This window comes from Pseudomonas sp. NFACC42-2, from assembly GCF_900116055.1.
GTDB lineage: Bacteria > Pseudomonadota > Gammaproteobacteria > Pseudomonadales > Pseudomonadaceae > Aquipseudomonas > Aquipseudomonas marginalis.
This window is the reverse complement of the sequence record NZ_FOZO01000013.1, coordinates 48,546-72,544: the sequence shown is the minus strand read 5'-3', so window position 1 is coordinate 72,544 and position 23,999 is coordinate 48,546. Positions and strand designations below refer to the sequence as shown.

Annotated in this window: 21 protein-coding genes; 15 read left to right on the top strand and 6 right to left on the bottom strand. The window is 62.5% G+C overall.

From position 1 onward, the window contains the following. Positions 1-109: 109 nt before the first annotated feature. A complete protein-coding gene (locus BM416_RS21250; RefSeq protein ID WP_092489353.1) occupies positions 110-2,194 on the bottom strand; it encodes a TonB-dependent receptor family protein in 2,085 nt (694 codons plus the stop codon). 284 nt (positions 2,195-2,478) lie between these two features. Between BM416_RS21250 and BM416_RS21245 the strand changes: the two genes are divergently transcribed. The 7 genes from BM416_RS21245 to BM416_RS21215 are packed head-to-tail and all read left to right on the top strand — an operon-like array spanning position 2,479 to position 10,573. Further along, positions 2,479-4,236, top strand: coding sequence for a carbamoyltransferase family protein (locus BM416_RS21245; RefSeq protein WP_092489352.1), 1,758 nt, complete (start codon positions 2,479-2,481; stop codon positions 4,234-4,236). Next, on the top strand, positions 4,220-5,350 hold the full coding sequence (locus BM416_RS21240; protein ID WP_092489351.1) for a glycosyltransferase: 1,131 nt from the start codon (positions 4,220-4,222) through the stop codon (positions 5,348-5,350). Before BM416_RS21245 ends, BM416_RS21240 begins: the two co-directional genes overlap by 17 nt. Continuing rightward, a complete protein-coding gene (locus BM416_RS21235; RefSeq protein ID WP_092489350.1) occupies positions 5,350-6,246 on the top strand; it encodes a GNAT family N-acetyltransferase in 897 nt (298 codons plus the stop codon). The genes BM416_RS21240 and BM416_RS21235 overlap by 1 nt, the downstream gene beginning before the upstream one ends. Continuing rightward, complete coding sequence (locus BM416_RS21230) at positions 6,243-7,640, top strand: PIG-L deacetylase family protein (RefSeq protein WP_092489349.1); 1,398 nt, start codon at positions 6,243-6,245, stop codon at positions 7,638-7,640. Before BM416_RS21235 ends, BM416_RS21230 begins: the two co-directional genes overlap by 4 nt. Before the next feature lie 23 nt (positions 7,641-7,663). Further along, a complete protein-coding gene (locus BM416_RS21225; protein WP_027604940.1) occupies positions 7,664-8,620 on the top strand; it encodes a glycosyltransferase family protein in 957 nt (318 codons plus the stop codon). Between the two features lie 51 nt (positions 8,621-8,671). Further along, on the top strand, positions 8,672-9,436 hold the full coding sequence (locus BM416_RS21220) for a hypothetical protein (protein WP_092489348.1): 765 nt from the start codon (positions 8,672-8,674) through the stop codon (positions 9,434-9,436). A 39-nt stretch (positions 9,437-9,475) separates the two neighbouring features. Then, the gene (locus BM416_RS21215; protein ID WP_092489347.1) at positions 9,476-10,573 is read left to right on the top strand and encodes a glycosyltransferase; all 1,098 of its coding nucleotides are present in this window, start codon (positions 9,476-9,478) and stop codon (positions 10,571-10,573) included. On the opposite strand, the gene BM416_RS21210 is transcribed toward BM416_RS21215, so the two are convergent. Beyond that, positions 10,562-11,128, bottom strand: a complete 567-nt coding sequence (locus BM416_RS21210) for a BUD32 family EKC/KEOPS complex subunit (protein WP_175539088.1) — start codon at positions 11,126-11,128, stop codon at positions 10,562-10,564. The two genes, BM416_RS21215 and BM416_RS21210, sit on opposite strands and share 12 nt — an antisense overlap. A 148-nt stretch (positions 11,129-11,276) precedes the next feature. On the opposite strand from BM416_RS21210, the gene BM416_RS21205 reads away from it, so the two are divergent. The 6 genes from BM416_RS21205 (at position 11,277) to BM416_RS21180 (ending at position 18,188) form a co-directional block, all read left to right on the top strand. After that, positions 11,277-12,455, top strand: coding sequence for an O-antigen ligase family protein (locus BM416_RS21205; protein WP_027604936.1), 1,179 nt, complete (start codon positions 11,277-11,279; stop codon positions 12,453-12,455). A 9-nt stretch (positions 12,456-12,464) separates the two neighbouring features. After that, entirely contained in the window at positions 12,465-14,273 is a 1,809-nt protein-coding gene (gene msbA, locus BM416_RS21200) for a lipid A export permease/ATP-binding protein MsbA (protein WP_027604935.1), read from the top strand. Positions 14,274-14,426: 153 nt separating this feature from the next. Continuing rightward, complete coding sequence (locus BM416_RS21195) at positions 14,427-15,131, top strand: sulfotransferase family 2 domain-containing protein (RefSeq protein ID WP_092489345.1); 705 nt, start codon at positions 14,427-14,429, stop codon at positions 15,129-15,131. After that, a complete protein-coding gene (gene cysC, locus BM416_RS21190) occupies positions 15,124-15,732 on the top strand; it encodes an adenylyl-sulfate kinase (protein WP_092489344.1) in 609 nt (202 codons plus the stop codon). The genes BM416_RS21195 and cysC overlap by 8 nt, the downstream gene beginning before the upstream one ends. 103 nt (positions 15,733-15,835) lie before the next feature. Continuing rightward, complete coding sequence (hldE, locus tag BM416_RS21185; RefSeq protein ID WP_065925651.1) at positions 15,836-17,260, top strand: bifunctional D-glycero-beta-D-manno-heptose-7-phosphate kinase/D-glycero-beta-D-manno-heptose 1-phosphate adenylyltransferase HldE; 1,425 nt, start codon at positions 15,836-15,838, stop codon at positions 17,258-17,260. Continuing rightward, the gene (locus BM416_RS21180; protein ID WP_092489343.1) at positions 17,253-18,188 is read left to right on the top strand and encodes an NAD-dependent epimerase/dehydratase family protein; all 936 of its coding nucleotides are present in this window, start codon (positions 17,253-17,255) and stop codon (positions 18,186-18,188) included. Before hldE ends, BM416_RS21180 begins: the two co-directional genes overlap by 8 nt. Positions 18,189-18,206: 18 nt before the next feature. Here the strand turns inward: BM416_RS21180 and BM416_RS21175 are convergent, their stop codons facing one another. From BM416_RS21175 to BM416_RS21160, 4 genes are all read right to left on the bottom strand, one after another. Next, positions 18,207-19,175 carry a metal ABC transporter ATPase gene (locus BM416_RS21175; protein ID WP_065940854.1) on the bottom strand — a complete coding sequence of 323 codons (969 nt, stop codon included), beginning with the start codon at positions 19,173-19,175 and terminating at the stop codon, positions 18,207-18,209. Positions 19,176-19,216: 41 nt separating this feature from the next. Next, on the bottom strand, positions 19,217-20,029 hold the full coding sequence (locus tag BM416_RS21170) for an aldo/keto reductase (protein WP_065946617.1): 813 nt from the start codon (positions 20,027-20,029) through the stop codon (positions 19,217-19,219). Further along, positions 20,026-21,201: an NAD(P)/FAD-dependent oxidoreductase gene (locus BM416_RS21165; protein ID WP_092489342.1), complete on the bottom strand. Its 1,176-nt coding sequence runs from the start codon at positions 21,199-21,201 to the stop codon at positions 20,026-20,028. Before BM416_RS21165 ends, BM416_RS21170 begins: the two co-directional genes overlap by 4 nt. A gap of 119 nt (positions 21,202-21,320) precedes the next feature. After that, positions 21,321-21,656 carry a DMT family transporter gene (locus BM416_RS21160; protein WP_027604927.1) on the bottom strand — a complete coding sequence of 112 codons (336 nt, stop codon included), beginning with the start codon at positions 21,654-21,656 and terminating at the stop codon, positions 21,321-21,323. 102 nt (positions 21,657-21,758) lie between these two features. On the opposite strand from BM416_RS21160, the gene BM416_RS21155 reads away from it, so the two are divergent. Next, entirely contained in the window at positions 21,759-22,649 is an 891-nt protein-coding gene (locus BM416_RS21155) for a LysR family transcriptional regulator (protein ID WP_092489341.1), read from the top strand. Between the two features lie 23 nt (positions 22,650-22,672). Further along, positions 22,673-23,950 carry a lipid IV(A) 3-deoxy-D-manno-octulosonic acid transferase gene (gene waaA, locus BM416_RS21150; protein WP_092489340.1) on the top strand — a complete coding sequence of 426 codons (1,278 nt, stop codon included), beginning with the start codon at positions 22,673-22,675 and terminating at the stop codon, positions 23,948-23,950. Positions 23,951-23,999 lie beyond the last annotated feature (49 nt).

Here is a 23,999-nt window from a genome sequence, read left to right as displayed (position 1 = left end):
AATTTCAGGCGACCGCATTCCTGTGGTGAGGGGGACAAGCCCGCTCGCCACAGGGGTTCCGATTTGCTGCGCGACAGCGCGGGGCCCCCGCATTGAAGGTGTGGTGCGTTCAGAATTGATACGCCGCACCCGCCCCGGCATACCACGAGCGCCCGGGCGCCGCTTCGTAGTAGCGGCCATTGCTGTCGCCGACGATCACCGACCCGACGTACTGGCGGTCCAGCAGGTTATCCAGGCGCAGGGTCTGGTGGAAGGTCCAGTGTTCGACCTTCTGCTCGAACCGTGCGCGCCAGTTGAACACGCTGTAGCCCGGCGCGGCGTGTTGGCTGTTGGTGTCTTCGACGTAGACCTTGCTGCGGTACAGGCCTTCGACAGCGGTACTGACCCAGTCCCGGGGTTTCCAGTTCAGCTCGGCGAACAGCGTGGTTTGCGGCACGCCGGGGAGGTAGTTGCCTTTGTCCACGGGAGTTGTGCCACTGGTGAAGTCGCTGTCGTAGGTAGCTTGCAGGCGCGTGTAGGCGAGGTTGGTGCTCCAGTGTTCGGCGAGTTGGCTTTCGATGCCCAGTTCGAAGCCGCGACGCAGGGTGCGGCCGGCGTTTTGGTAGCTGGTGCGGCCGCCGAGGGACTGCTCGACCACCAGTTCATCCTCGGTGGTGATCTGGAACACAGCGGCGTTGATCCGGGTGTCGTGCACCTGGGCCTTCAAGCCCACTTCGTATTGGGTGCTTTCGGACGGTTTCAGGCCGAAATTGAAGCCCTCGACAGTGCCTGGCGCGTAGGCCATTTCGGCCTGGGTCGGCGTTTCGAAGCCTTTGCCTGCGCTGACGTAGCCGTGCAACTCGGGCGTGAATGCATACATCACGCTCATGGATGGAGTGTTTTTCTGATAGGTCTTGCTGCCGCTGGCGTCGCCGTTGCTCAGGAATTGATCATCGACATCCATCTGCATGGTGCTGTGACGTATGCCCGCTTGCAGGGTCCAGCGGTCGAGGGCCCAGTTGGCCTGGGTGTAGGGGTCAAGGCTGCGCGCCGTGTCGATTTCATCGCGGCGTAGCTGGCCTTTTACGCCAAGGGTATTGCCGCTGTAGTTCTGATAGCCATGGCGGCTGTCTTCGCTCTGGTCGAAATCCAGCCCGGTGATGATCATCAAGTCGCCCGGTGCGCTTTCGACGGGCTGCATCCAGCGTACGCTGCCGCCGTAGAACTTGCGGTCAAATTGCACCACGCCACCGCCACGTTCGTTGGCGGGTGTGCCTTTGGGTATCGACAGATACTGAACCACACTCCGCCGCCCGGTATAGCCATTCACCTGCAACGTCGCATCACCGAAATACCGCTCATAATTCATGCCCAATTGCTGATGATCGATACTTTTGCGCGTGTTGTACGTCAGCGCATTGCTGCTCACCGAGCGCGGGTCGGCCTTGTAGGCGTCCCAGGTCTGCCCCAGTGGATCCTGGGTACCGTTCTGCTCCAGGCTGCTGTAGATCAGCGCCAGCTTGCTGTCGTCATCCGGTTGGAAGTTGAGCTTGGCGAAGGTCTGGTCGCGACGGGCGCTGCTGTGGTCGCGGTAGCCGTTGGTATCCATGCGCGAGGCGTCGAGTACAAAGCCTGCGCCGTTCGCCGCGCCTTCAGCGCTCAGGTGGTTCTTGTTCAGGCCGTCGCTGCCCACCAGGGTTTCGGCGCCGATGCGCGGCGGGCCTTCGCCATCGCGGGAAAACATCTGGATCACGCCGCCGGCATTGCTGCCATACAGGGTGGCGGCCGGGCCGCGCAGCACTTCGATACGCTCGGCGGTGTCGAGGTTGAACGTGGCGGCCTGGCCCTGGCCATCCGGGGTGCTGGCGGGGATGCCGTCGGCGATCAGCTTGATGCCGCGCACACCGAACGCCGAGCGGGCGCCGAAGCCACGGGAGGAAATCTGCAGGTCCTGGGCATAGTTCTGGCGGTTCTGCACCACCAGGCCGGGCACGCGGGACAAGGCTTCGGAGGCGTTGATGCCCAATTGGCCGTCGCTGATCTGCTCGCGGCCGATGCCGTCCACGGAGTAGGGCAGGTCGAAGGTCGGGCTGGCGCTGCGCGAGCCGGTGACGACGCTGGGGTCGAGGATCAGCGCGGGGTCGTCAGCCTGGGCGACGCCGCACAGGGCGAGCAGGCCGGGCAGCAACAGGTTGAAGCGAGCGAGAGGGGTCATGAGTCAGCCGGAATCCGTGGCGCTTAGGGTGTAAACGCGCAAAAGGGCGCGAGTTTAGTGACTGGGAAGATTTTTATCATTCAGGAATTCGGCTACGCGCCCCATCAGCGCGCTCGCACTGTGCACACGGCGATGCTGCAGGCGACTCTTGCCGCTCGCCGCTAACAGCTTCCCACTGCTTTTGAGCTATAATCCCGCCCTTTAGCTGTTTCCTGCCCAGGCGGGAAGCACACTTTTTTCAGGCGCAACCCGCCTGCATGCAGACTAAAAGAGGCTAGACCCCTGTGGCATTGACGATTCTTGGCCTGTCCGGCGCCCTTAGCCATGATCCTTCCGCAGCCTTGTATATCGACGGCAAGCTGATCGCGGCCGCCGAAGAAGAGCGCTTCGTACGCGACAAACATGCAAAGAACCGCATGCCCTACGAGTCGGCGAAGTTCTGCCTGGAACAGGCCGGCATCAAGCCTTCCGACGTCGATGTGGTGGCGATCCCGTTTGCCCCGATCAGCCTGTTCGGCGAGGCGCGCTGGCACTACGCCAAGCGTTACTGGTACGCCCCGGACCGCGCGCTTGACGCGATCCTGATGGGCAACCGTCGCTACAAGCGCTATCGCAACAAGATCGTCTGGTGCCTGGAGCAACTGGGCTTCGATCCGAAGAAAATCAAGATCGAACCGGTTGAACACCACCTTGCCCACGCGTCCAGCGCCTACCACTGCTCCGGCTTCCAGGAGAAGACCGCGATCCTCGGCATCGACGGCAAGGGTGAGTACGCCACCACGTTCTTCGGCTACGGCGAGAACGGCAAGATCCACAAGATCAAGGAATTCTACGATCCGGACTCCCTCGGCGGCCTGTACGGCGCGATCACCGAGTTCCTCGGTTTCGAGATGCTCGACGGCGAGTTCAAGGTCATGGGCATGGCGCCGTACGGCGATGCCAGCAAGTACGACTTCTCGCGCCTGGCCTCGTTTGAAAACGGCGAGCTGGTGATCAACACCGACTACGCCAACGTCATCGGCCTGCGCCGTTATAAAGAGAAGGGCAAGGGCTTCTACTTCTCGCCGAAACTGATCGAGTGGCTGGGCCCCAAGCGCGAAGGCGACATCGCCGACGAGCCGTACATCCACTACGCCGCCAGCATGCAGGCGCTGTTTGAAAAGCTGGCCTTGCAGATGATCGACCATTACCTGGGCGACATCCTCAAGGACACCGGCAAGCTGGCCTTCGCCGGCGGCTGCGCGCTGAACGTCAAGCTGAACCAGAAGGTCATTGCCCGTGACGACGTGAAAGAGCTGTTCGTGCAACCGGCGTCCGGCGATGCCGGCACTGCTGTCGGTGCCGCCGCGTACGTGTCCCACGCCCGTGGTGTACCGGTGGAGAAGATGGAACACGTCTACCTCGGTCCGTCCTACAGCAATGAAGACGTGATCGCCGCCTGCGCCAAGCACGAGAGCAAGCCGAACTGGCGCAGGATCGAGAACATGCCCAAGCGCATCGCCAAGATCATGGTCGACGGCAACCCGGTGGCCTGGTTCCAGGGCCGCATGGAGTTTGGCCCGCGCGCCCTGGGCGGTCGTTCGATCATCGGTTGCCCAAGTGCGACCGGCGTGGCAGACCGCATCAACCACCAGATCAAGTTCCGCGAGCGCTGGAGGCCTTTCTGCCCGTCGATGCTCGACACCGTAGCGCCCCAGATGATCAAGGTCGACCACCCGGCGCCGTTCATGACCTTCACCTTTGAAGTGTCGGAAGAGTGGAAGACCCGCGTGCCGGAAGTGGTGCATGAAGACGGCACCTCCCGCGCCCAGGTGCTCAAGCGCGAATACAACCCGCGCTACTACGACATGATGAAAGAGCTGGAAGTACTGACCGGCAACGGCGTGTCCCTGAACACCTCGCTCAACCGTCGTGGCGAAGCGATGATCTGCTCGCCGACCGACGCGCTGAACATGTTCTTCGGCTCCGACCTGCAGTACCTGATCATGGAAGACATCCTGGTCGTCAAGGACGGCGTGGACCCTTATGACGCGCTCGGCTGAACGCCACGTCCTGCAGTTCTGCCATGGCTATGACGGGCCGTTCCTGGACTGCGCGCGACAGTACGCGAGCCTGTTCGCAGGCTCCGGCTACAAGGTGACCACGGTGTTTCTCACCGGGGTCGCCGACCCGCACGTGGCCGCCGGTTGTGCGTCCGATGAAGTGTTGTTCATGGAATTCAGCTCCAAGGCCATTCGCGGCCTGAAGCTGGGTGCCATCCGTGAACTGCGCAAGATCGCCGCATCGCGCAACTTCAGTTTTTGTATCGCGCACCGTTTCAAGCCGATCTACATCGCCTTGCTCGGCACGCGGCTGCCGGTGATTGGCGTGCATCACGCCTTTGGGGATTACCAGCGTCGCAGTCGCAGGCTGTTTGCCGGTATCTTCCGCAAGCGCCTGAGCCTGCTGGGGGTTTCCGACGCGGTGCGTGACGATATGCGCCGCTGCTTGCCGACCTGGCCGGCGACGCGCATCCAGACGTTGTACAACCGCATCGACGTCGACGCCTTGCAGGCCACCCAGGTGCCTGCACATGAGGCGCGCGACGCGTTGGGGTTGTCGCCGGACGAATGGGTGGTCGGCAATGTCGGTCGCCTGCACCCGGACAAGGACCAGGCCACGCTGCTCAAGGGCTTTGCCCAGGCGCTGGCGCACTTGCCGGCCGAAAGCCGCCTGGCGATCCTCGGCAGCGGGCGCCTGGAGCAGGACCTCAAGGCCCTCGCACGGGAGCTGGGCATTGCCGACAAGGTGCTGTTCCTCGGCCAGGTGCCGGATGCGCGTCGGTACTTCCGGGCATTCGATGTGTTTGCCCTGAGCTCCGACCATGAACCCTTTGGCATGGTGCTGCTGGAAGCCATGGCGGCCGGCGTCCCGTTGCTGGTGACGGCCTGTGGCGGTGCGAAGGAGGTGGTCGAGGGCGTGGGTATCCTGTTTCCCTTCGGCGATGCCGAACACCTTGCCCAGGGGCTGCGGCATCTGGCAGCAATGGATCAACACCAGCAACGGCGGTGCGCCGAAATGATGCTGGAGCGCCTGCGCGAGCGTTTCTCGGATCAGGCGGTACGCGATACCTTCTGGCAATTGCCGCACGTTATTGAACTGACCGCGGGGGCTTGATGCTCAATCGATTCCAAGGCTGGCGCGAGCGTGGCTGGTCCGTCGTCGACGCGCCGGTCTACAGCGATGCCTGGCAGCGTTTTGGCGGCAGTGTCGCGACCCACCCGCAAGTGATCGAACGTCTGGCCGGGCTGGCCGACATCCCGGTGCGTTACCTGGCCTGGGAGCAGGGTGGCGAGCTTCAGGCCTGCATCGCGACCTGGGGGCGCGACCTGGCCTTGTCCAAGGATGTGCTCAAGCAGCGCGGCAAAAAAGGCCTGTTCGACCTGGGCAACGCCGAGTTGATCCTGCCCGCTGCGCCTGCAGCCCAGGCGCCCTTGCGGCACCGTGCACGCTATTTGTCGGCCCTGAATGAAGGCCGTTTCAGCGGCCTCAAGCCCCAGGCCGAACAGTTGGCCATGGCCCGCACCCCGGAAGAACTGTCGAAGAAGTTTCGCTACAACCAGCGTCGCGAACTGCGCTTGCTCGAAGAGGCCGGTGGGGTGGTGCGACCGGTGAGCGAGTTTTCCAGTGGGGAATTGGCCGCGATCTACTGCGATCTGTTCCTGCGCCGCTGGGGCTTTGTCGCCACCGGTGCCGAACGCATGGCTGAGGTGATCGAGCTGCTGCGCGAATGGCTGATCGGCTCGGTGATTTTCCTCAATGATGCGCCTATCGCTATCCAGTTGGTGTACCGGGTCGAGTCGCCGGAGTGGATCAGCGTGGAGTATGTCAACGGTGGTGTCGACCCTGAAACCCGTGCGTTCAGCCCGGGCAGTGTCCTGAGCTTCCTCAACACCCAGGGCGCCTGGGAACAGGCCCGTGAAGTGGGCAAACCGCTGCGTTTCTCCTTCGGGCGTGCCGACCGCGAGTACAAGGACCGTTGGTGCAACCCTGTGCCGGTGCTGACCGTATGAGCCGCAAACAGCAATTGCTCAAGCGCCATCGGCGCAACAAACGGGTCGGCTTGCTGATCGGCTTGCTGCTGCTGGTGGTGATTGGGATCTGGGTGGCGTGGTGGCTGCCGTTGGCGCTCGGTGTGCTGGCCTGGGTCGCCCACGAGGCATGGTTTGCCGACCATCTGTTTTATGCGCCCAACGAAGACTACCGATACCGGTTTTCGACGGATGCCGAGGTGGCCGGGGTTCGCTTCGACGGTGGCCGGCTGCGGGTGGATTCGCCGCTGCAGGCCGAGGCGACGCTGGTATTGGCGATCAAGGTCAAGAGTGGTTGGTTGGGACGTTTCCTGGATCCGGCCATTGAGATTCTGGGCGGCGAGAGCACTGACCGACAGGCCTTCGAGCGCGGGGTGAATGGCGTTCGCTACCTGAACCTCAGTGGCTGGGCGTCGGCCCTGGTGTCCGGTGAGTTGCGTTTACGCGGGCGCTTTTGCAGCCTGCAGGGCGCTCCTCGGCTGTGGGCCTGGGGCACGCCGGATTATTCGGCGCAGCGGGTCATGGTTATCGCGCCTCATGCCGACGATGCCGAATTGGCTGCCTTCGGTCTTTACAGCCAGGCCGACAAGCCGTGGATCGTGACCCTTACCGCCGGTGAAATCGAAGCCGAGCACTATCAACGCATGGGCCTGGATCCGGTCGAGGCCGCGCGGACCAAAGGGCGTTTGCGCGCCTGGGACAGCATAGCCGTGCCGCTTTGGGCCGGTGTGCCACAGGCGCACTGCGTGCAGCTGGGTTACTTCTGCCTGCAACTGCCGGCGATGCGCGCTGCGCCTGATCAGCCGATCGCTTCGCGCGAGGCCGACCTGTCGGATACCCGCCTGTTCCGCCAATTCAACCCTTTCCCGTTGCCGGCGGATGCCGATGGCCTGCCGACCTGGCAAAACCTGCTCGCCGATCTGCGTCAGTTGCTGCTGACCGCGCGCCCTGAAGTGATCGTCTTGCCCCATCCGGTCCTGGATCCCCATCCGGACCACATCTGCGCGCAGCAAGCGGTGATCGAAGCCTTGCAAGGTCTGGAGTGGCAGCCGACCACCGTGCTCGGCTACGCCAACCATCTGCATGACAACGACCGCTGGCCCATGGGCGACGCGGGCGCCGGAATTGCCCTGCCGCCGCTGTTCGATGACACGCTGGAACTGTGGCCGTGCAGCCTGTCGCTGTCGCCGGCCCGGCAGCGCGACAAGGCCATGGCGCTGGGCATGATGCATGACCTGCAACCCGCCCCTCCGTTCAAGCGTCGTGTGCGGCGCTGGCTGCAACGGGTCTTGGCGGGGCGGGCGCGGTCGCCTTATGGTGAGAACGAGTTTTTCCGCAAGGCCGTACGACGGCATGAGTTGTTCTGGCGTTTGTGACGGCAGTTGTGAAAGGGAAGGTCATGAAAGTTTTGTTTCTGGTACAGAAAGAACAGCGCGCGATTCTGGATCGCCTGTACGAAGGCATTGCCGAGCACTGCGAGTGTGATACCCGCTGGCTGAGCAGTGCTGAGCAGCGCAACCTGCGCGGTTACTTCAAGCGTGAAGTCGACGTGAGCCGTTATGACCGCATCGTGTTCTTCCTGCGGTTCAAGCAGGAGATTCGCCAGGTCGGCTTTATCCGTACGATCCCGAACCTGGTGATCCTCGAACACGATGCCTACCAGAACTACATTCCCTGCAAGTACACGGGCAAGTTCAGTGCCCATTACCGTCGCTTGCCGTGGGTGCGGGTTATCAGTTCGGGGCATATGGTGACCGAGCGCCTGCGCGCCGAAGGCTTCGATGCGGTGTTCGTGCCCAAGGGCTACGATCAGGCGCTGTTGCAGGCCCAGGGATTGGAGCGCGACATTGAGCTGGCATTTGTCGGCAGCACCAACAGCGTGGCCTACAGTGGTCGCAAGGCATTGCTCGATGAGTTGGCCCGCGTTGAACCTTTGGTGGTTACGCGCACCAAATCCGGTGAGGAATATTGCGCAACCCTCAACCGGATTCGTTTTTTCGTCAGTGCCGACGTGGGCATGGGCGAGTATATGATCAAGAACTTCGAAGCCATGGCCTGTGGTTGTGTGCTGCTGGCGTTTGACCAGGGCGCCGCGGAAAACCAGGCCCTTGGCTTCAAGGACATGGTCAATGTGGTGTTCTACAAAGACATTCCCCAGTTGCAGGAAAAACTCGCTGCATTGCGATCCAATCCTCAACTGGCGGCCGAGATTGCGCGCAACGGGCAGGACCTCGCGGTCAGCCAGTTCAGCTTTGCGCGCATCGGCCAGCGCATTGTCGAGGCGCTGAAGCCGCCGCTGCGGCCCCGGGCACCGTTGAGTTTGCTGGAAACGCTGCGCTTGAAACTAGGCGTTTGATATCTGCCAGGTGGCCGCGCTTGGTGGCCTTATGATATTATCGAGGCTTGAATGCAATTCTCCGCTCAAAGCGATATAACGCTCGTCGTGACCAGTTGTGGTCGCTTCGATTTGCTGAAGCGCACGCTCGCGAGCTTCGATCTGTTCAATACAGCGGCCATCCGCGAAGTCTTCATTACCGAAGACTCTGGCGATGACGCGGTACGCCTGGCGATTCCCGAGCATTGGCTCGGCCATTGCACGTTCCTGATCAACCGCCCGAAGCTGGGGCAATTGGCATCCATCGACTTGGCCTACGGCTCGGTCAAGACCCCGTACATATTCCATTGCGAAGATGACTGGGCGTTTTATCGACCCGGGTTTGTCGAGGATTCGAAGACCGTGCTGGAGCAGCGTCCCGATATTCTCCAAGTCTGGTTGCGCAATTACGTTTACGACTTGCAGGTGCACAGCCCCTATATTCATCTGGGGCCGCGCGAGGTGATTGGCGGGGTACCCTGTTATTCCTTGCTGTCCGATAAGCCTGACTGGCAAGGGTTCTCGCTGAACCCGGGGCTGCGACGTATCAAGGAATACCGGTTATGTGCGCCCTATGCCGGGTTCGAGGGTGAGAAAGGGCTTTCCAGGCGTTACGCGCAGCTGAACCTGGGCGCCGTCACCCTGGAGGGCGATGCGGTCTTGCACACCGGTTTCGGTTTGCATGTGGCGACGGCGGAAGAGCGCTTGACCAAGGCGCGGCGCAAGCGGCGAGAGCGGGTCAAGCTGGTGCTCATGCTGATCCTGGGAGTCGGCATCGGTTGGTTGATCCGCCAGTAAATACGACGAGCCACACCAACGCCGCATAAGGTTTTTTCGATGAGTATTCTCAACATCATGTGGGCTGGTGGCTCTGCATTCGCTTCGGTGCAGAAGGTTCATCAGCAAATACTGGCCCAGGCCGACAGCGATGTACCGGTGCACACCTGGTTGCTTCAGGGCAGCGCCGCCGGCAGCGATGGCCTGGTCGAGCAGGCCGTCGAGTGGAACCTCTCATCCGCCAGGCTCAAGGGGCGGCACCTGTGGAAGTGGCTGATGCCCTGGATGCGTGCGCGCTTCCAGAAGGCCCTGCCTGAGGATGTGCAGGTTGTACTGCTAGATGGCATCGGTGTCGCGCGGGTGCTTTTACCGGTGCTCAAGCACTTGCCGCAGGTGCGGGCCGTGGTGATTTTTCATGGTGTCACGCGCTTGCGCAAAGCTGATCGCAAGCTCTTCGAGCAACTCCCGGCGTCGCAACTGACGCTGGCGGCCGTGTCGCAAACCCTCGCCGGCTCCCTTGAGCGTTACCTGCAACGGCCTGTGGCGGTGCTGCGCAGTGCCTTCGATCCTGCGGTGTTTCGTGCCGCCGCGCTTGCCCGTGAGCCGGCGCGATCCCGCCTGGGGCTGCCGTTGGATGGCTCGCCGGCAGTGGGGGCGGTAGGTCGACTGGTCGACGGCAAGGGGTTTGGCTGTTTGCTGGAGGCCTTTGCCAGTGCGACGGCCGATCGGCCGGATGCGCGCCTGGTGATCATCGGCGAGGGGCCGGCGAGGCCCAGGCTTGAGGCGCGTATCGAGGCGCTTGGCTTGCGCGACAAGGTGTACCTGCCGGGGCATATTACTGAGGCGGCGACCCTTTATCGGGCGTTTGACTGGGTCGCCATTCCGTCGACGGAAGAGGGCCTGGGGTTGATCCTGCAAGAGGCGGTGATGGCCGGCGTGCCCGTACTGACCAGCGAACTGGCAGTGTTCCGCGAACAACTGGGTGATGCCGGCTGGTACGCGCCCGTAGACAGCGCCACGTCCTGGGGGCAACTCCTGGCACGCGCGTTCGTGAGTTCCGGCGTGCAGGTTGTCGAGGCTCAATCGCGGGCGTTGGCGCCGGAGCAGGCCTGGAACGATTTCACTGAAACCACCCGGCGGCTGTTCTCATGCCGCTAGCAGCGCTTGCTCCAGTGCTTGCATTGGAAAGTGTTCGTTCAGCTTCTCGCGCGCAATATAGCGGGCGAAGTGTTGCAGGTTGCGCCTTGCCAGTTCCGGGTTCAGGGGGGCACGCAGGAAGCGCATGTCGGCCACGTCGATCAGGCCCATTTCATTGTCCGGCGTCACGACAATATTGCCCAGGTGCAACGAACGGAAGTAGATGCCCGCGCCATGCAGGCGGCGAATAAGGGCCACCAGCGGGTCGAGGTTGGTGTGCCAGTCAAAGCCTTCACGGTTGGAAATCTGGCGCAGCGTTTCGCCCGGCAAGGGGCGGTAGAGTACGGCGGTCATGCCGGGCGCCGTCAGTTGAAAGAACGCGAGCACGGTCAGGGTCGGGATGCCCCGTTGTTGCAACTTCGCCACGTTGTCGATGAAACGCTTGGAGTATGGGCGGAACAGCGCGGACGACAGCAGGCGCTTGCGGCGAAACAGCTTGAGGATGTTCCCGTCGGTCAGCAGGTAGACTTTGGGGCCGTAGCTGTCCTGTTCCAGGATTCTGGCACCTTCAATCATCGCGGTTAAATCGGCTTGGGAAAGCCTTGAACATTGCATCGTCGGAAAGCCTTGTGGGAGTCGCGGGCACAGTGATCGGTAATAATGCCGAAAGTTTTGGGTTTTAACCATGCCGGGTTGGCGGGTTGAACGTATTCAGGAGCGGGTGATGCAAGCAAGTCGTTGGGCGCAGGTATGGATGATTTTCGGGTTACTTTGGTTTTTGCTGGCGATTGCTTTTGCCCCGACCAATAAGATTTATCAACAGGGTTTGACGCTGTTCCTGTGGTTGCCGGCGATGGTGTTTGCCTGGTCGGCCCGTGAGCGTCTCATGGAGGTATGGCGCGAACAGCGCTGGCTCTGCGTGATGGTCGGGTTGCTGGCGGCTTGGGGGGCGATCAGCCTGACGTGGACCAATGCCGAGGACCCTTCGCGCGAAGCCAAGCGCCTGCTGTACATCGGCGTGTTCCTGCTGTTTTTCCCGGTACTCGCCTGTGGTCGGACCGAGCAGGTGATCCGCGTGATGCAATGGGGTGGTTTCGGCCTGGCCCTGTCGTCGCTCCTGGCGATCATCAAATTCTATGGCTTTGAGCATAACGACTGGTATGCGCGTCTCGAAGGCCTGGGCCAGTTGAGCCATCCGATCCTGGGTGCCTATGTGATCGGCCTGGCCGCCGTATGGTTGCTGCACTGGCTGCCGCGCGGTCGCTGGATGCAGGTGGCATGGGCAGTGTCCATCGCGTTGCTTGGGTTGTTCGTGGTGTTGAGTCAAAGCCGCGGCGCCGCACTGGCGTTGTTGCTGACTGTCGTGGCAATGCCGGCCTGGTGCCGTGACCGCCGTAGCACGGTGATTGCCATTGGTGCGGTCATCGCGGCGCTGGCGGTGTTCTTCGCCATGCAGTCCCTGGTGCTGGCCCGGGGTGTGTCTTACCGCCCGCAGATCTTCATGGCCGCCGTGCAGATGATCAGCGAGCGCCCGTGGACCGGCCTGGGGCTGGGCGGGGACTACAAGGTATTTGCCGATAACCTCTTTTTCGATCACTCCCACAACCTGTTCACCCATGTGAGCATCGAGTTGGGCCTGCCGGGCCTGCTGCTGTGGTGCGGCCTGTGGTTCGGGGTGCTGTGGCAGGCCTGGAAGGCCCGCGACACGCTCTATGGCAAGGGCATCATCGGCATGTGGGTGTTTTCGTTCCTGGCCATGCAATTCGATGCCGCCAGCCTGACCGGCACGCCGCGGGCCGAGTGGTTTATCTCCTGGTTGCCGATTGCCCTGGCCAGTGTTTTGGTCTGGGCTCGGGCCAAACCCGACGCGTGTGATAAAGTTCGCGTCCTACCCAATCAGTGAGCTCGACACATGAGTGACGCACCGCCCAAAGCGGACCAGGAATCCAGCCTGAAAATCTATTTCCGGCTGCTGGGCTATGTGAAACCGTACCTCGGCATGTTCCTGCTGAGTATCGTGGGCTTCGTGATCTTCGCTTCGACCCAGCCAATGCTCGCCGGGATTCTCAAGTACTTCGTCGATGGCTTGAGCAACCCCGATGTGGTGTTCCTGCCCAAGATCCCGTTGTTCAAGGACCTGAAGTTGCTGATGGCCGTGCCGCTGCTGATCATCCTGATCGCCGCGTGGCAGGGGCTGGGGTCGTTCCTGGGCAACTACTACCTGGCCAAGGTTTCCCTGGGGCTGGTGCATGACCTGCGGGTCCAGTTGTTCAACAAGCTGCTGGTGTTGCCTAACCGCTATTTCGATACCCACAACTCCGGGCACCTGATTTCCCGTATCACCTTCAACGTGACCATGGTCACCGGTGCGGCCACCGATGCAATCAAGGTGGTGATCCGCGAAGGCCTGACGGTGGTGTTCCTGTTCGGCTACCTGCTGTGGATGAACTGGAAGCTGACCCTGGTGATGCTGGCGATCCTGCCGCTGATCGCGATCATGGTCGGCAGCACCAGCAAGAAATTCCGCAAGCAGAGCAAGAAGATCCAGGTGGCAATGGGCGATGTGACGCACGTCGCTTCGGAAACCATCCAGGGTTACCGCGTGGTGCGCAGCTTCGGTGGCGAAAGCTACGAGGAGCGTCGCTTTGCCGCCGCCAGCCAGGGCAATACCGACAAGCAGCTGCGCATGAACAAGACCGGCGCGGTCTATACGCCGATGCTGCAACTGGTGATCTACACGGCCATGGCCGCGTTGATGTTCCTGGTGCTGCTGTTGCGCGGTGAAGCCACGGCCGGTGACCTGGTGGCCTACATTACTGCGGCGGGCCTGCTGCCCAAGCCGATTCGCCAGCTGTCGGAAGTCAGCTCGACGATCCAGAAAGGCGTGGCCGGTGCCGAGAGCATCTTCGAACAACTGGATGAAGAGCCCGAAGTCGACAGCGGCACTGTGGAGCGTGATCGCGTCAGCGGTCGCCTGGACGTGCGCAACCTGAGCTTCACCTACCCGGGTACGGAGCGTGAGGTGCTCAAGAACATCAGCTTCAGCGCAGCCCCTGGGCAGATGATCGCCCTGGTCGGCCGCTCGGGCAGCGGCAAGTCGACCCTGGCCAGCCTGATCCCGCGTTTCTACCATCACGAAACCGGGGAAATCCTGCTGGACGAGGTCGAGATCGAAGACTACCGCTTGCGTAACCTGCGTCGTCACGTGGCCCAGGTGACCCAGCATGTGACCTTGTTCAACGACACCGTGGCCAACAACATCGCCTACGGCGACCTCGCGGATGCACCTCGTGCCGACATCGAGAAAGCCGCCGCCGACGCCTACGCCATGGACTTCATCTCCGAGCTGCCAAAAGGCCTGGACACCGAAGTCGGTGAAAATGGCGTGCTGCTTTCCGGTGGTCAACGTCAGCGCCTGGCGATCGCCCGGGCCCTGCTGAAAAATGCCCCGCTGCTGATCCTCGATGAGGCCACTTCGGCCCTGGATACCGAGTCCGAGCGGCATATCCAGGCTGCACTGGACAAGGTCATGAAAGGTCGCACCACCCTGGTGATTGCGCACCGGTTGTCCACCATCGAGAAAGCCGACCTGATTCTGGTGATGGACCACGGCGAAATTGTCGAGCGCGGGACACATCTCGAACTGCTGGCCATGGGGGGTTATTACTCGCGCCTGCACGCCATGGGGCTGGACGAGCCGGCGACGGCAAACATCACCTGACCAGCCGGGGCGCGCAATGCGCCCCGGTGTTTGTATCCGGGCCGTTACAGGGCTTGACCAAAGCCAAATAATCCACCGCCTGTCGTTTGTTATGTTGGCCTTCTCGATTCGAATGACGAACGAGAGGGCTAACCTTCTTGCGTGGGTATTGGAATGTTGCAACGTCTACTGTGGAAGCTGCTTCCCAAACACCAGAGGGTGTTTCTGCTGGGGCGTTTGTCGGTGGTGGATCGCCAGGCGGTGAACAAATCCCTGTCTGGGGTAGCAACGCTTAACCCGGCTTTCGAACGATACCAGTGCGTGTTTATCCATGTGCCCAAATGCGCCGGCAGCAGCCTGTGCTCGGCACTTCTCGAGGGGCGCTGGCCGGGGCATCTGCCGTATTACTGGTATGAGCAGCAATTTCCCCAACACTGCGAGCGCAGCTTCAAATTCGCTTTCGTACGCGACCCGCTGGAGCGCGCTTACTCGGCCTATACCTACTTGCGCGGCAACCCTATGGGCGCTCGCGACCTGCAAGCCCAGTCGCTGGTTTCCAGCTACCGCGACTTCGACCATTTCGTTGCCGGCTGGCTGCACCCGGATAACCTGCGACGTCAATTGCACTTTGCTCCCCAGACCGACTTTCTGATCGATCACATGGGCCAGATGGCCATGGACTTTCTCGGGCGCCAGGAGTCATTGCAGCAAGACTTCCAGCACCTGTGCGAACGCCTCGGCGTGGACTCATCCCTGCCGCATCTGAATGTTTCACTGGGGCGTCGCCACGAGGCGGTCAGGGACTTTTGCTCCTCGCGCACGCGCCGGTTGGTCAGGCGTGCCTATCAACGTGACTACGAGGTGTTGGGTTATGAATAGCCAGTTGCTGGCCGGCGGTGGCGCTGCCATCCGTCCCTTTTCCCTATCGCTGTCGGTGGCCGCACGGGCGGCGCTCAAGCACCAGCAGCCCTGCTGCGTATGGCTGACGGGGCTGTCCGGGTCCGGCAAGTCGACCCTGGCCAATGCCCTGGAGGTGCAACTCAACGAGCAGGGGCGGCATACCTTCGTGCTTGATGGCGATAACTTGCGCGCAGGGCTGTGCAATGACCTGGGCATGAGCGATGCGGCGCGCAAGGAAAATATCCGGCGTATCGGCGAAGTGGCGCGCCTGATGGTGGACGCCGGCTTGATTGTCATTGTGTCGGCGATCTCGCCGTTCAGCGTCGATCGGGCGAGCGCCAGGGCGCTGTTCGGGCCGGAGCAGTTCTTTGAGATTTATGTCAGCACGCCCTTTGACGTATGTGCCCGGCGCGATCCCAAGGGCTTGTACCGCGCCGCACTGGAGGGGCGCATCAAGGCCTTCACCGGGTTGGACAGCCCCTATGAGGCACCGCTTGCGGCCGACTGCGAAATCAATACCGATGAGGTCGATCTGGCCGAAGCCGTGGAGCAGATCCTGGCGGCACTGTTTAAAAAGTGATCAGTTTCAGTGCCTGATGCATCGCGGATAAAGCTCTCGAACTAGGCGGCGCTCACCCTGTGCTAATATCGCGCCCCTGTTCATTTTGTATGTGGGTTGCTCCATGAAGTTGTCCATGCCGCGATTCGATCAAGCCCCTGTCTTGGTGGTCGGCGATGTCATGCTCGACCGTTACTGGCATGGCGGTACCTCACGGATTTCCCCTGAGGCGCCGGTACCGGTAGTCAAGGTCGAGCAAATCGAAGACCGTCCAGGTGGCGCTGCCAACGTTGCCCTCAATATTGCCGCCCTCGGCGCCCCGGCCTCCCTGGTCGGTGTGACCGGCGACGACGAAGCCGCCGACAGCCTGGCCAACAGCCTGCGCGGCGCCGGCGTGCGCGCGCTGTTCCAGCGCATTGCCCATCAGCCGACCATCGTCAAGCTGAGGGTGATGAGCCGTCACCAGCAATTGCTGCGGATCGATTTCGAAGAACCCTTCGCCACCGACGCCCTGGCCCTCAGCGGCCAGGTCGACGCGTTGCTCGAAGGTATCAAGGTGCTGGTGTTGTCCGACTACGGCAAAGGCGCCCTGAAGAACCACCAGGAACTGATCCAGGCCGCCAAGGCGCGGAACATTCCGGTACTGGCCGATCCCAAGGGCAAGGACTTCTCGATTTATCGAGGTGCCAGCCTGATCACACCGAACCTCAGCGAGTTCGAGGCCATCGTCGGCGGTTGCGCCGATGAGCACGACCTGGTGAGCAAAGGCGCGGCACTCATGGCCGACCTCGACCTCGGCGCCTTGCTGGTGACCCGTGGCGAGCATGGCATGACCCTGCTGCGTCCCGGTCACCCGGCGATGCACCTGCCGGCGCGTGCCCGTGAAGTGTTTGACGTCACCGGTGCCGGTGACACCGTGATTTCCACCCTGGCGGCCTCCATTGCGGCCGGCGAAGAGTTGCCCCACGCCGTGGCCCTGGCCAACCTGGCGGCGGGCATTGTGGTCGGCAAGCTGGGGACGGCCGCGATCAGCGCGCCTGAACTGCGCCGGGCGATCCAGCGCTCCGAAGGTTCGGAACGTGGTGTGCTGAGCATCGAGCAATTGCTGCTGGCGATTGACGATGCCCGTGCCCACAACGAAAGCATTGTGTTCACCAATGGCTGTTTCGACATCCTCCACGCCGGCCATGTGACCTACCTGGAGCAGGCTCGCGCCCAAGGTGATAGGCTGATCGTCGCGGTCAACGATGACGCGTCGGTCAGCCGCCTGAAAGGCCCTGGCCGTCCGATCAACAGCGTCGACCGACGCATGGCGGTATTGGCCGGGTTGGGCGCGGTGGACTGGGTGATCAGCTTCCCTGAAGCCACCCCGGAAAACCTGCTGGCCCAGGTCAAGCCGGACGTGCTGGTCAAGGGCGGCGACTACTCCGTCGACCAGGTGGTCGGTGCTGATATCGTCAGTGCCTACGGCGGCAAGGTCAAAGTGCTGGGCCTGGTTGAGAACAGCTCGACCACCGCCATTGTCGAGAAGATCCGCAACAATGAGTAAGGCTGATCCGTTGGTCCTGATCACCGGTGGCGCGGGCTTTATTGGCTCGCACCTGGTCGATGCGCTGCTTGCCAAGGGCTATGCGGTGCGTGTGCTGGATAACCTGTCTACGGGCAAGCGCAGCAACCTGCCGCTGGACAACCCGCGCGTCGAACTGCTCGAGGGTGATGTCGCCGATGCCGGGCTGGTGGCGCGTGCCGCTGTCGGCGCGACGGCGGTGGTGCACCTGGCGGCGGTCGCTTCGGTGCAGGCTTCGGTGGATGACCCGGTCAGCACGCACCAGAGCAATTTCGTCGGTACCCTGAATGTCTGCGAAGCCATGCGCAAAGCCGGTGTGAAGCGGGTGGTATTTGCTTCCAGCGCGGCGGTGTATGGCAACAACGGCGAAGGCGCTTCCATTGACGAAGAGACCACCAAGGCGCCGTTGACGCCCTATGCCTCGGACAAGTTGGCCGGCGAGCATTACTTCGACTTCTACCGGCGCCAGCACGGCCTGGAACCGGTGATTTTCCGCTTCTTCAATATCTTCGGCCCGCGCCAGGATCCGTCATCGCCGTACTCCGGCGTGATCAGCATCTTCAGCGAACGGGCTCAGCAAGGCCTGCCGATTGCCGTGTTCGGCGATGGCGAGCAGACCCGCGACTTCATGTACGTGGAAGACCTGGTGGACGTGCTGGTGCAGGCCATCGAAGCCCCGGACGCGCCGTTGGGGGCGATCAACGTCGGCTGGAACCGCACGACTACCCTCAAGCAGGTGCTGCAGGCGCTGGAAGAGGCCATTGGTACGTTGCCTGCCGTGACTTACGGCCCGGCACGCTCGGGAGACATTCGGCATTCGCGGGCAAATAACCAGCGTTTGCTGGCCAGCTTCAAGCTGCCTGAGCCGACCCCGTTGACGGTTGGCCTGGCGCGGTTGCTCAAGGGCTGATCCAGCAGAAACCAGCCCTCAGCGGCTGGTTTTTTTCTTTGGCACGATCTTGCGCAGCATCTGGCGCGCCTTGCCGGTCAGGCGCTTCAATTTCGATTCTTTCTCAGGCTCCGCCAGGCCTTGCTGCCGCAGCCAATCCTTCCAGCGAATGCGCTCGTCGCGCACCAGCCAACCTTCCTGCTGGGCGAAGCTTTCTGCCAGGTACAGACCGCGGGTGCTGGCGGGGTAGAGCTGGTCTTTCTTGACGGTGTAGAGCTCGGCGAGCGGTTGGCCGTCTTTCAATGGCATCAGGTACAGGTCCGGGCGCTGGCGGTCCAGGCGTGCCACCAGCTGGTCGCCTTCAAGCCGCTCATCCACATGGAACAGGCTCAGGGATTTGGCTTCCTTCGGCACTTCCAGGCGCAAGTCATAAATCAGTTGCAGCGACGCGGTCGGCACATGCACATAGGCCCGCGGGCGCTCGATCAGTTGGGTGGTTGCGCAACGTACCGGGCGTGCGGCGCCTGACAAAGGGCTCAGGCGAAACGGCAAGGCTTCGCGGTAATGCAGCGCGGCGGAGTAGGGGGCCGGCAACCAGGTGTCGTTGAAGCGCCCGCCGAGCCAGCCTTCCGGGGTCTCCAACAGACATTCCTCGGCAATCTCCTGGATGGCGGTGTGCAGCGGCAGGTTCAGTTCATGGGCGGGCACGTAGCCGGAGATCAGCTTGAGCACCACATCGCCACGGTCCTGGCGACGCTGGCGCACCAACACCCAGTAATCCTTGTTTTGCCAGTGCAGGGTCAGGCGCACCGATACGCCGAGGTTGGCCAGTTCCAGGGCGAAGCGTTCGGCATCCGGCACGTCAACCGGCTTGCGCCGTTGCAGGGTCTGGGCGAAGTTGAGCGGCATACCCACGCTCTGGTAGCTCAGGCCTTCCGGGGTGGCTTCGACGTGCAGCGGCAGTGTCTTGAAGTTGCTGGGGTTTTTTCTTATGAGCGTTCGCGGCATGTCGGCTCCTTCTTGCGACGGGGTCGGCCGCGTCGGCGGCATCAGAGTTGACGAATGACCTTGGCAGCGGTCGCCACGTTATGGGCCAGGTGCAGCGGATTGATGGTCCCGACAATAGCACTGGCGACGCCCGTTTGCGCAAACAACAGCATGAAACTGGCGTGTATTGGATCCATTCCCGGTTCCAGGCAGACGTGGCCGCTGGCCAGCGCCTTTTTGACCAGAATGCCCTTGCCATGGGCCGCCGCATACTCAATGACGGCTTTTTCCGCCTGTTCGTTCAGATTGTAGGTGACCATCGCGCAATCACCTTGTTCCAGAGCCTTCACGCCACCTTCGACGGTTTTGCCGGAGAAGCCGAAACCGCGAATCTTGCCCTCTTGTTTCAACTGCGCGAGGGTCTGGTACACCTCACAGTCGTTGAGGATGTGCAGGTCGTTGCCATCGGAATGCACCAGCACCAGATCGATAAAATCCGTTTCAAGTCGTTTCAAGCTGCGTTCGATCGACATCCGTGTATGGGCAGCGCTGAAATCATGGCGGGACAGGCCTTCTTCGAACTCCTCGCCGACCTTGCTGACAATCACCCAGTCCTGGCGCTGGCCGCGCAGCAGTGGCCCCAGGCGTTCTTCGCTGCGCCCGTAGGCGGGTGCGGTATCGATCAGATTGATGCCCAGCTGGCGGGCCTGGCGCAGCAACATCCGTGCTTCGTCGTCATCGGGAATGGTAAAGCCGCTGGGGTATTTCACACCCTGGTCGCGGCCCAGCTTGACGGTGCCGAGGCCGAGCGGCGACACCAGCAAGCCGGTACTACCCAAGGGGCGGTGCAGGTCGTGCAGGGTCGGCAGGCTCATGGCAACAGTTGCTCCCAGGCCGGTACGCCGATGGCGGGTTTTGGCAGGTCGGGCAAAGGCTCCGATGCGCTTGGGCGGATGCCGTCGCGTTCGAGGCTGTTGATCACGCGATCGGCGAAATCCGGCGCCAGCGCCAGCTTGGTCGGCCAGCCCACCAGCAGGCGGCCCTCTTCGGCGACGAAGGCGTTGTCAGGCCGGCTCAGGCCCGATTGCAGGGGTTCTGCGCGGTCGACCCGCAGCGTCGCCCAGCGGGTCTGGCTCATATCGATCCAGGGCAGCAGGTGCGCCAGCTCTTTCCGGGCGGTGGCGATCTGCTCTTCGGGGGTGCGTGCCACGCCGTCGGCCTCGGCAATGTCGCCGCCCAGGTACCACACCCAATTGCCATCGGCGGCCGGGTGCGTGGTGACAGTGATGCGCGGCTTGGTACCGCCGCCCAGGCAGTGGGCGTACAGCGGCTTCAGGCCTGGGCCCTTGGCGATGATCATATGCAACGGGCGTTTCTGCATGGCCGGCTGGCTCAGGCCCAGGGCGGCGAGCAGTTCGGCGGTACCGCCGCCGGCGCTCAGGACGATGCGCTGGGCACGGATTTCGCGGCCATCGACCTTCAGGCCCACCAGGGTGTCGCCTTCGCGCAGTGGTTCGATGCGCTGCCCGGCGAGCAAGCCGTCACCGGCCAGTTGCGCCAGGCGTTCGATCACGCTGGGTACGTCCACCACCAGTTCGGCCAGGCGATAGACCTTGCCCTTGAAGCCACGGTCTTGCAGGGCTGGCGGCAGGTCGTCGCCCTTGACCTGATCGACACGGCCGCGCACGGCCTTGCTGGCAAAAAAGCTGGTGAGGTTGCCGGCGATCGTGCCAGGGGACCACAGGTAATGGGCTTGCGAGAGCACGCGCACGCCAGACAGGTCCAGCTCGCCGTCACCGGCCAGGGCTTCACGCCAGCGGCGCGGCATATCGGCAATCGCTTCGGAGGCGCCGGTGAGGGCGCCGTGCAGGGCATATTTGGCACCGCCGTGGATAATCCCCTGGGATTTCACGCTTTGCCCGCCACCTAATGTGGCGTTTTCCACCAGCACCGTGGAAAACCCCTGGCGGCGTAGGCGCGCATTCAGCCAGAGCCCGGCAACTCCGGCGCCGACAATCAGGACGTCGGTGGAAATAACGGATGGCATGGGCGACCTCATTTCAAAACAAGGCCGCAAGTATACATCCCGCACCATGCACACCGTAGGCGCTGTCGCGCTTTAGCGAGGCGGCGAGTCCTGGATTCAATGGAGGCTCAAGTGAACACTCAATGCCCGGCGGTTTTCGAAAACAGCTGGATGACCACCACGCCCAGCACAATCAGGCCCATCCCCAGCATCGCCGGCACATCGAGCTTCTGCCCATAGATAAACAGCGCGGCAATGCTGACCATCACGATGCCCATCCCGGCCCATACCGCGTAGGCGACGCCGACCGGCACGGTACGCACCACCAGGGTCAGCATCCAGAACGCCACGCCATAGCCGACGATCACCAGCAACAGCGGGATGGGAGTACTCCAGCCCTTGATGGCTTTCATGGAAACGGTGGCGATCACTTCCGAGCAGATGGCAATAGCCAGGTAGCAGTAGGCGGCGTTCATGGGTGAGTCCTCGGTGTAAAGCAATCTGATAAGGCCGGCATTCTAGAGTTTTATCAGATGGGGTAAAGTCATTACCTATCCGAAATAAAGATGGGTTGTGGGATGAGCATGCAATGGAACCTGGAGCAGATGCGTTTGTTTGTCAGCGTCGCCGAGCAGCGTTCGTTTTCAGCGGTGGCGCGCGGGCAGCGCAAGGCGCAATCGGCAGTCAGCAACGCGATCGCGATGCTGGAGACCGACCTTGGCGTGAGCCTGTTCGAGCGTAGCAGCGGCCGCCAGCCCAGCCTGACCGAAGCCGGCAGTGTGTTGCTGGAGGAGGCCCGCGAAGTGCTGCGCCAATGTGAGCGCCTCAATGGCCGGGCACTGTCACTGACCCGCGGTGAAGAAGCCTGCCTGCGCCTGGCCCAGGATGAAGCCATGTTGTTCCAGCCGGTACTCGACAGCCTTGAGGCGCTGGCGGGGCAGTACCCGTTGCTGGAAGTGCAACTGTCCAGCGCCGCCCAGGGCGATGTGGCGCGCAAGTTGGTGGAGCGCCAGGCCGACCTGGGCCTGTTGTTCTACCACGACCAGATCCCCGAAGCCCTGGAGCGGCGGGTGGTAGGCAGCGTGGAGATGGTCACGGTGTGCGGCGTGAACCACCCGCTGGCCAAGGAGTCGTACGTGACCTGCCAGCACCTGGCCCAGTTTCGTCAGTTGTTGATGTCGACCCAGACCAGCGTCTACCCCGGCAGCGAAGCGGCCAGCCCGCTGGTGTGGCGTGCCGACAGTTTCTACGTACTGGCCGAATGGCTGATGAGCGGCCTGGGCTGGGCGTGGCTGCCACGGCATATCGTGCAGTACCCGACCTATCAGCAGCAGATGGTGGAATTGGACAGCGAATGGACGCCACCGGCCCTGGTGGTGGAGCTGGTCTGGCGGCGCGACGAGCACCTGGGCCCCGCCGCGCGCTTTCTCGCCAAACGTTTTGCCGAGTGCTTGCAGGCGATCGACTGAAAAAGCCGATAAACTCCGCCGCCATGAATAGAACTCTCTACAGCTGTCTGTTTTACCTGGCGCTGCCGTTGGTGGCCTTACGTCTCTGGTTGCGTGCACGCAAGGCGCCGGCCTATGCCCGGCGCGTCGGCGAGCGGTTTTCCTATGGCTTGCCGGTGATGCAACCGGGCGGGATCTGGGTGCATGCGGTGTCGGTGGGCGAAAGCATTGCCGCGGCGCCGATGATCCGCGGTTTGTTGGCGCGTTATCCACACCTGCCGGTCACCGTCACCTGCATGACGCCCACCGGTTCCGAGCGCATCCAGGCGTTGTTCGCCAACGAGCCGCGCATCCAGCATTGCTACCTGCCTTACGATTTGCCCTGTGCAGCCAAGCGTTTTCTCGATCGTGTACAGCCCAGGCTGGCGGTGATCATGGAGACCGAGTTGTGGCCCAACCATATCCACGCCTGCGCCCGGCGCGGTATTCCGGTGGCCTTGGCCAATGCGCGGCTGTCGGCGCGTTCGGCCAAGGGCTATGCGCGTTTCGCCAGGCTGACGGCGCCGATGCTATCGGAAATGAGCCTGTTCGCGGTACAGACCGAGACCGAGGCCCAGCGTTTCCTGAGCCTGGGCGCACGCGCGGAAACCGTCGAAGTCACTGGTTCGATCAAGTTCGACCTGACCATCGACCCCGAGCTGCCGCTGCGCGCCGCCGCCCTGCGCGAGCAATGGGGCGCCGCCGAGCGCCCGGTGTGGATCGCCGCCAGTACCCACGAAGGCGAAGATGAAGTGGTGCTGGCGGCCCACCGGCAATTGCTCGAGAGCTATCCCAACGCGCTGCTGATCCTGGTGCCGCGTCATCAGGAGCGCTTCGGCCCGATGTTCGAGTTGTGCGCGCAACAAGGGTTTGCCACGGTGCGTCGCTCCAGCGGCGAGCCGGTGACCGCGCAAACCTCGGTACTGCTCGGCGATACCATGGGCGAGCTGTTGTTTCTCTATGCCCTGGCCGACAGCGCCTTTGTCGGTGGCAGCCTGGTCCCGACCGGCGGGCACAACCCGCTGGAACCGGCGGCCCTGGCCAAGCCGGTGATCATGGGCCCCCATGTGTTCAACTTCCTCGAAATCACCGCGATGATGCGCGAAGCGGGGGCGTTGCGAGAGGTGGAGGACGCAGAAGGGCTGGCCGAGGCCGTACGCCAGCTGTTCGAGCTGCCCCAGGATGCACGCCGGATGGCGCAGGCGGGGCTCAAGGTGATGCAGGCTAACCAGGGGGCGCTTAAGCGCTTGCTGGATGGTTTGGATAGACTGATAGCTCCCTGACTTAACACCGTTACCAATATGGGAGGGAACAAGCCACCTCCCATATTGG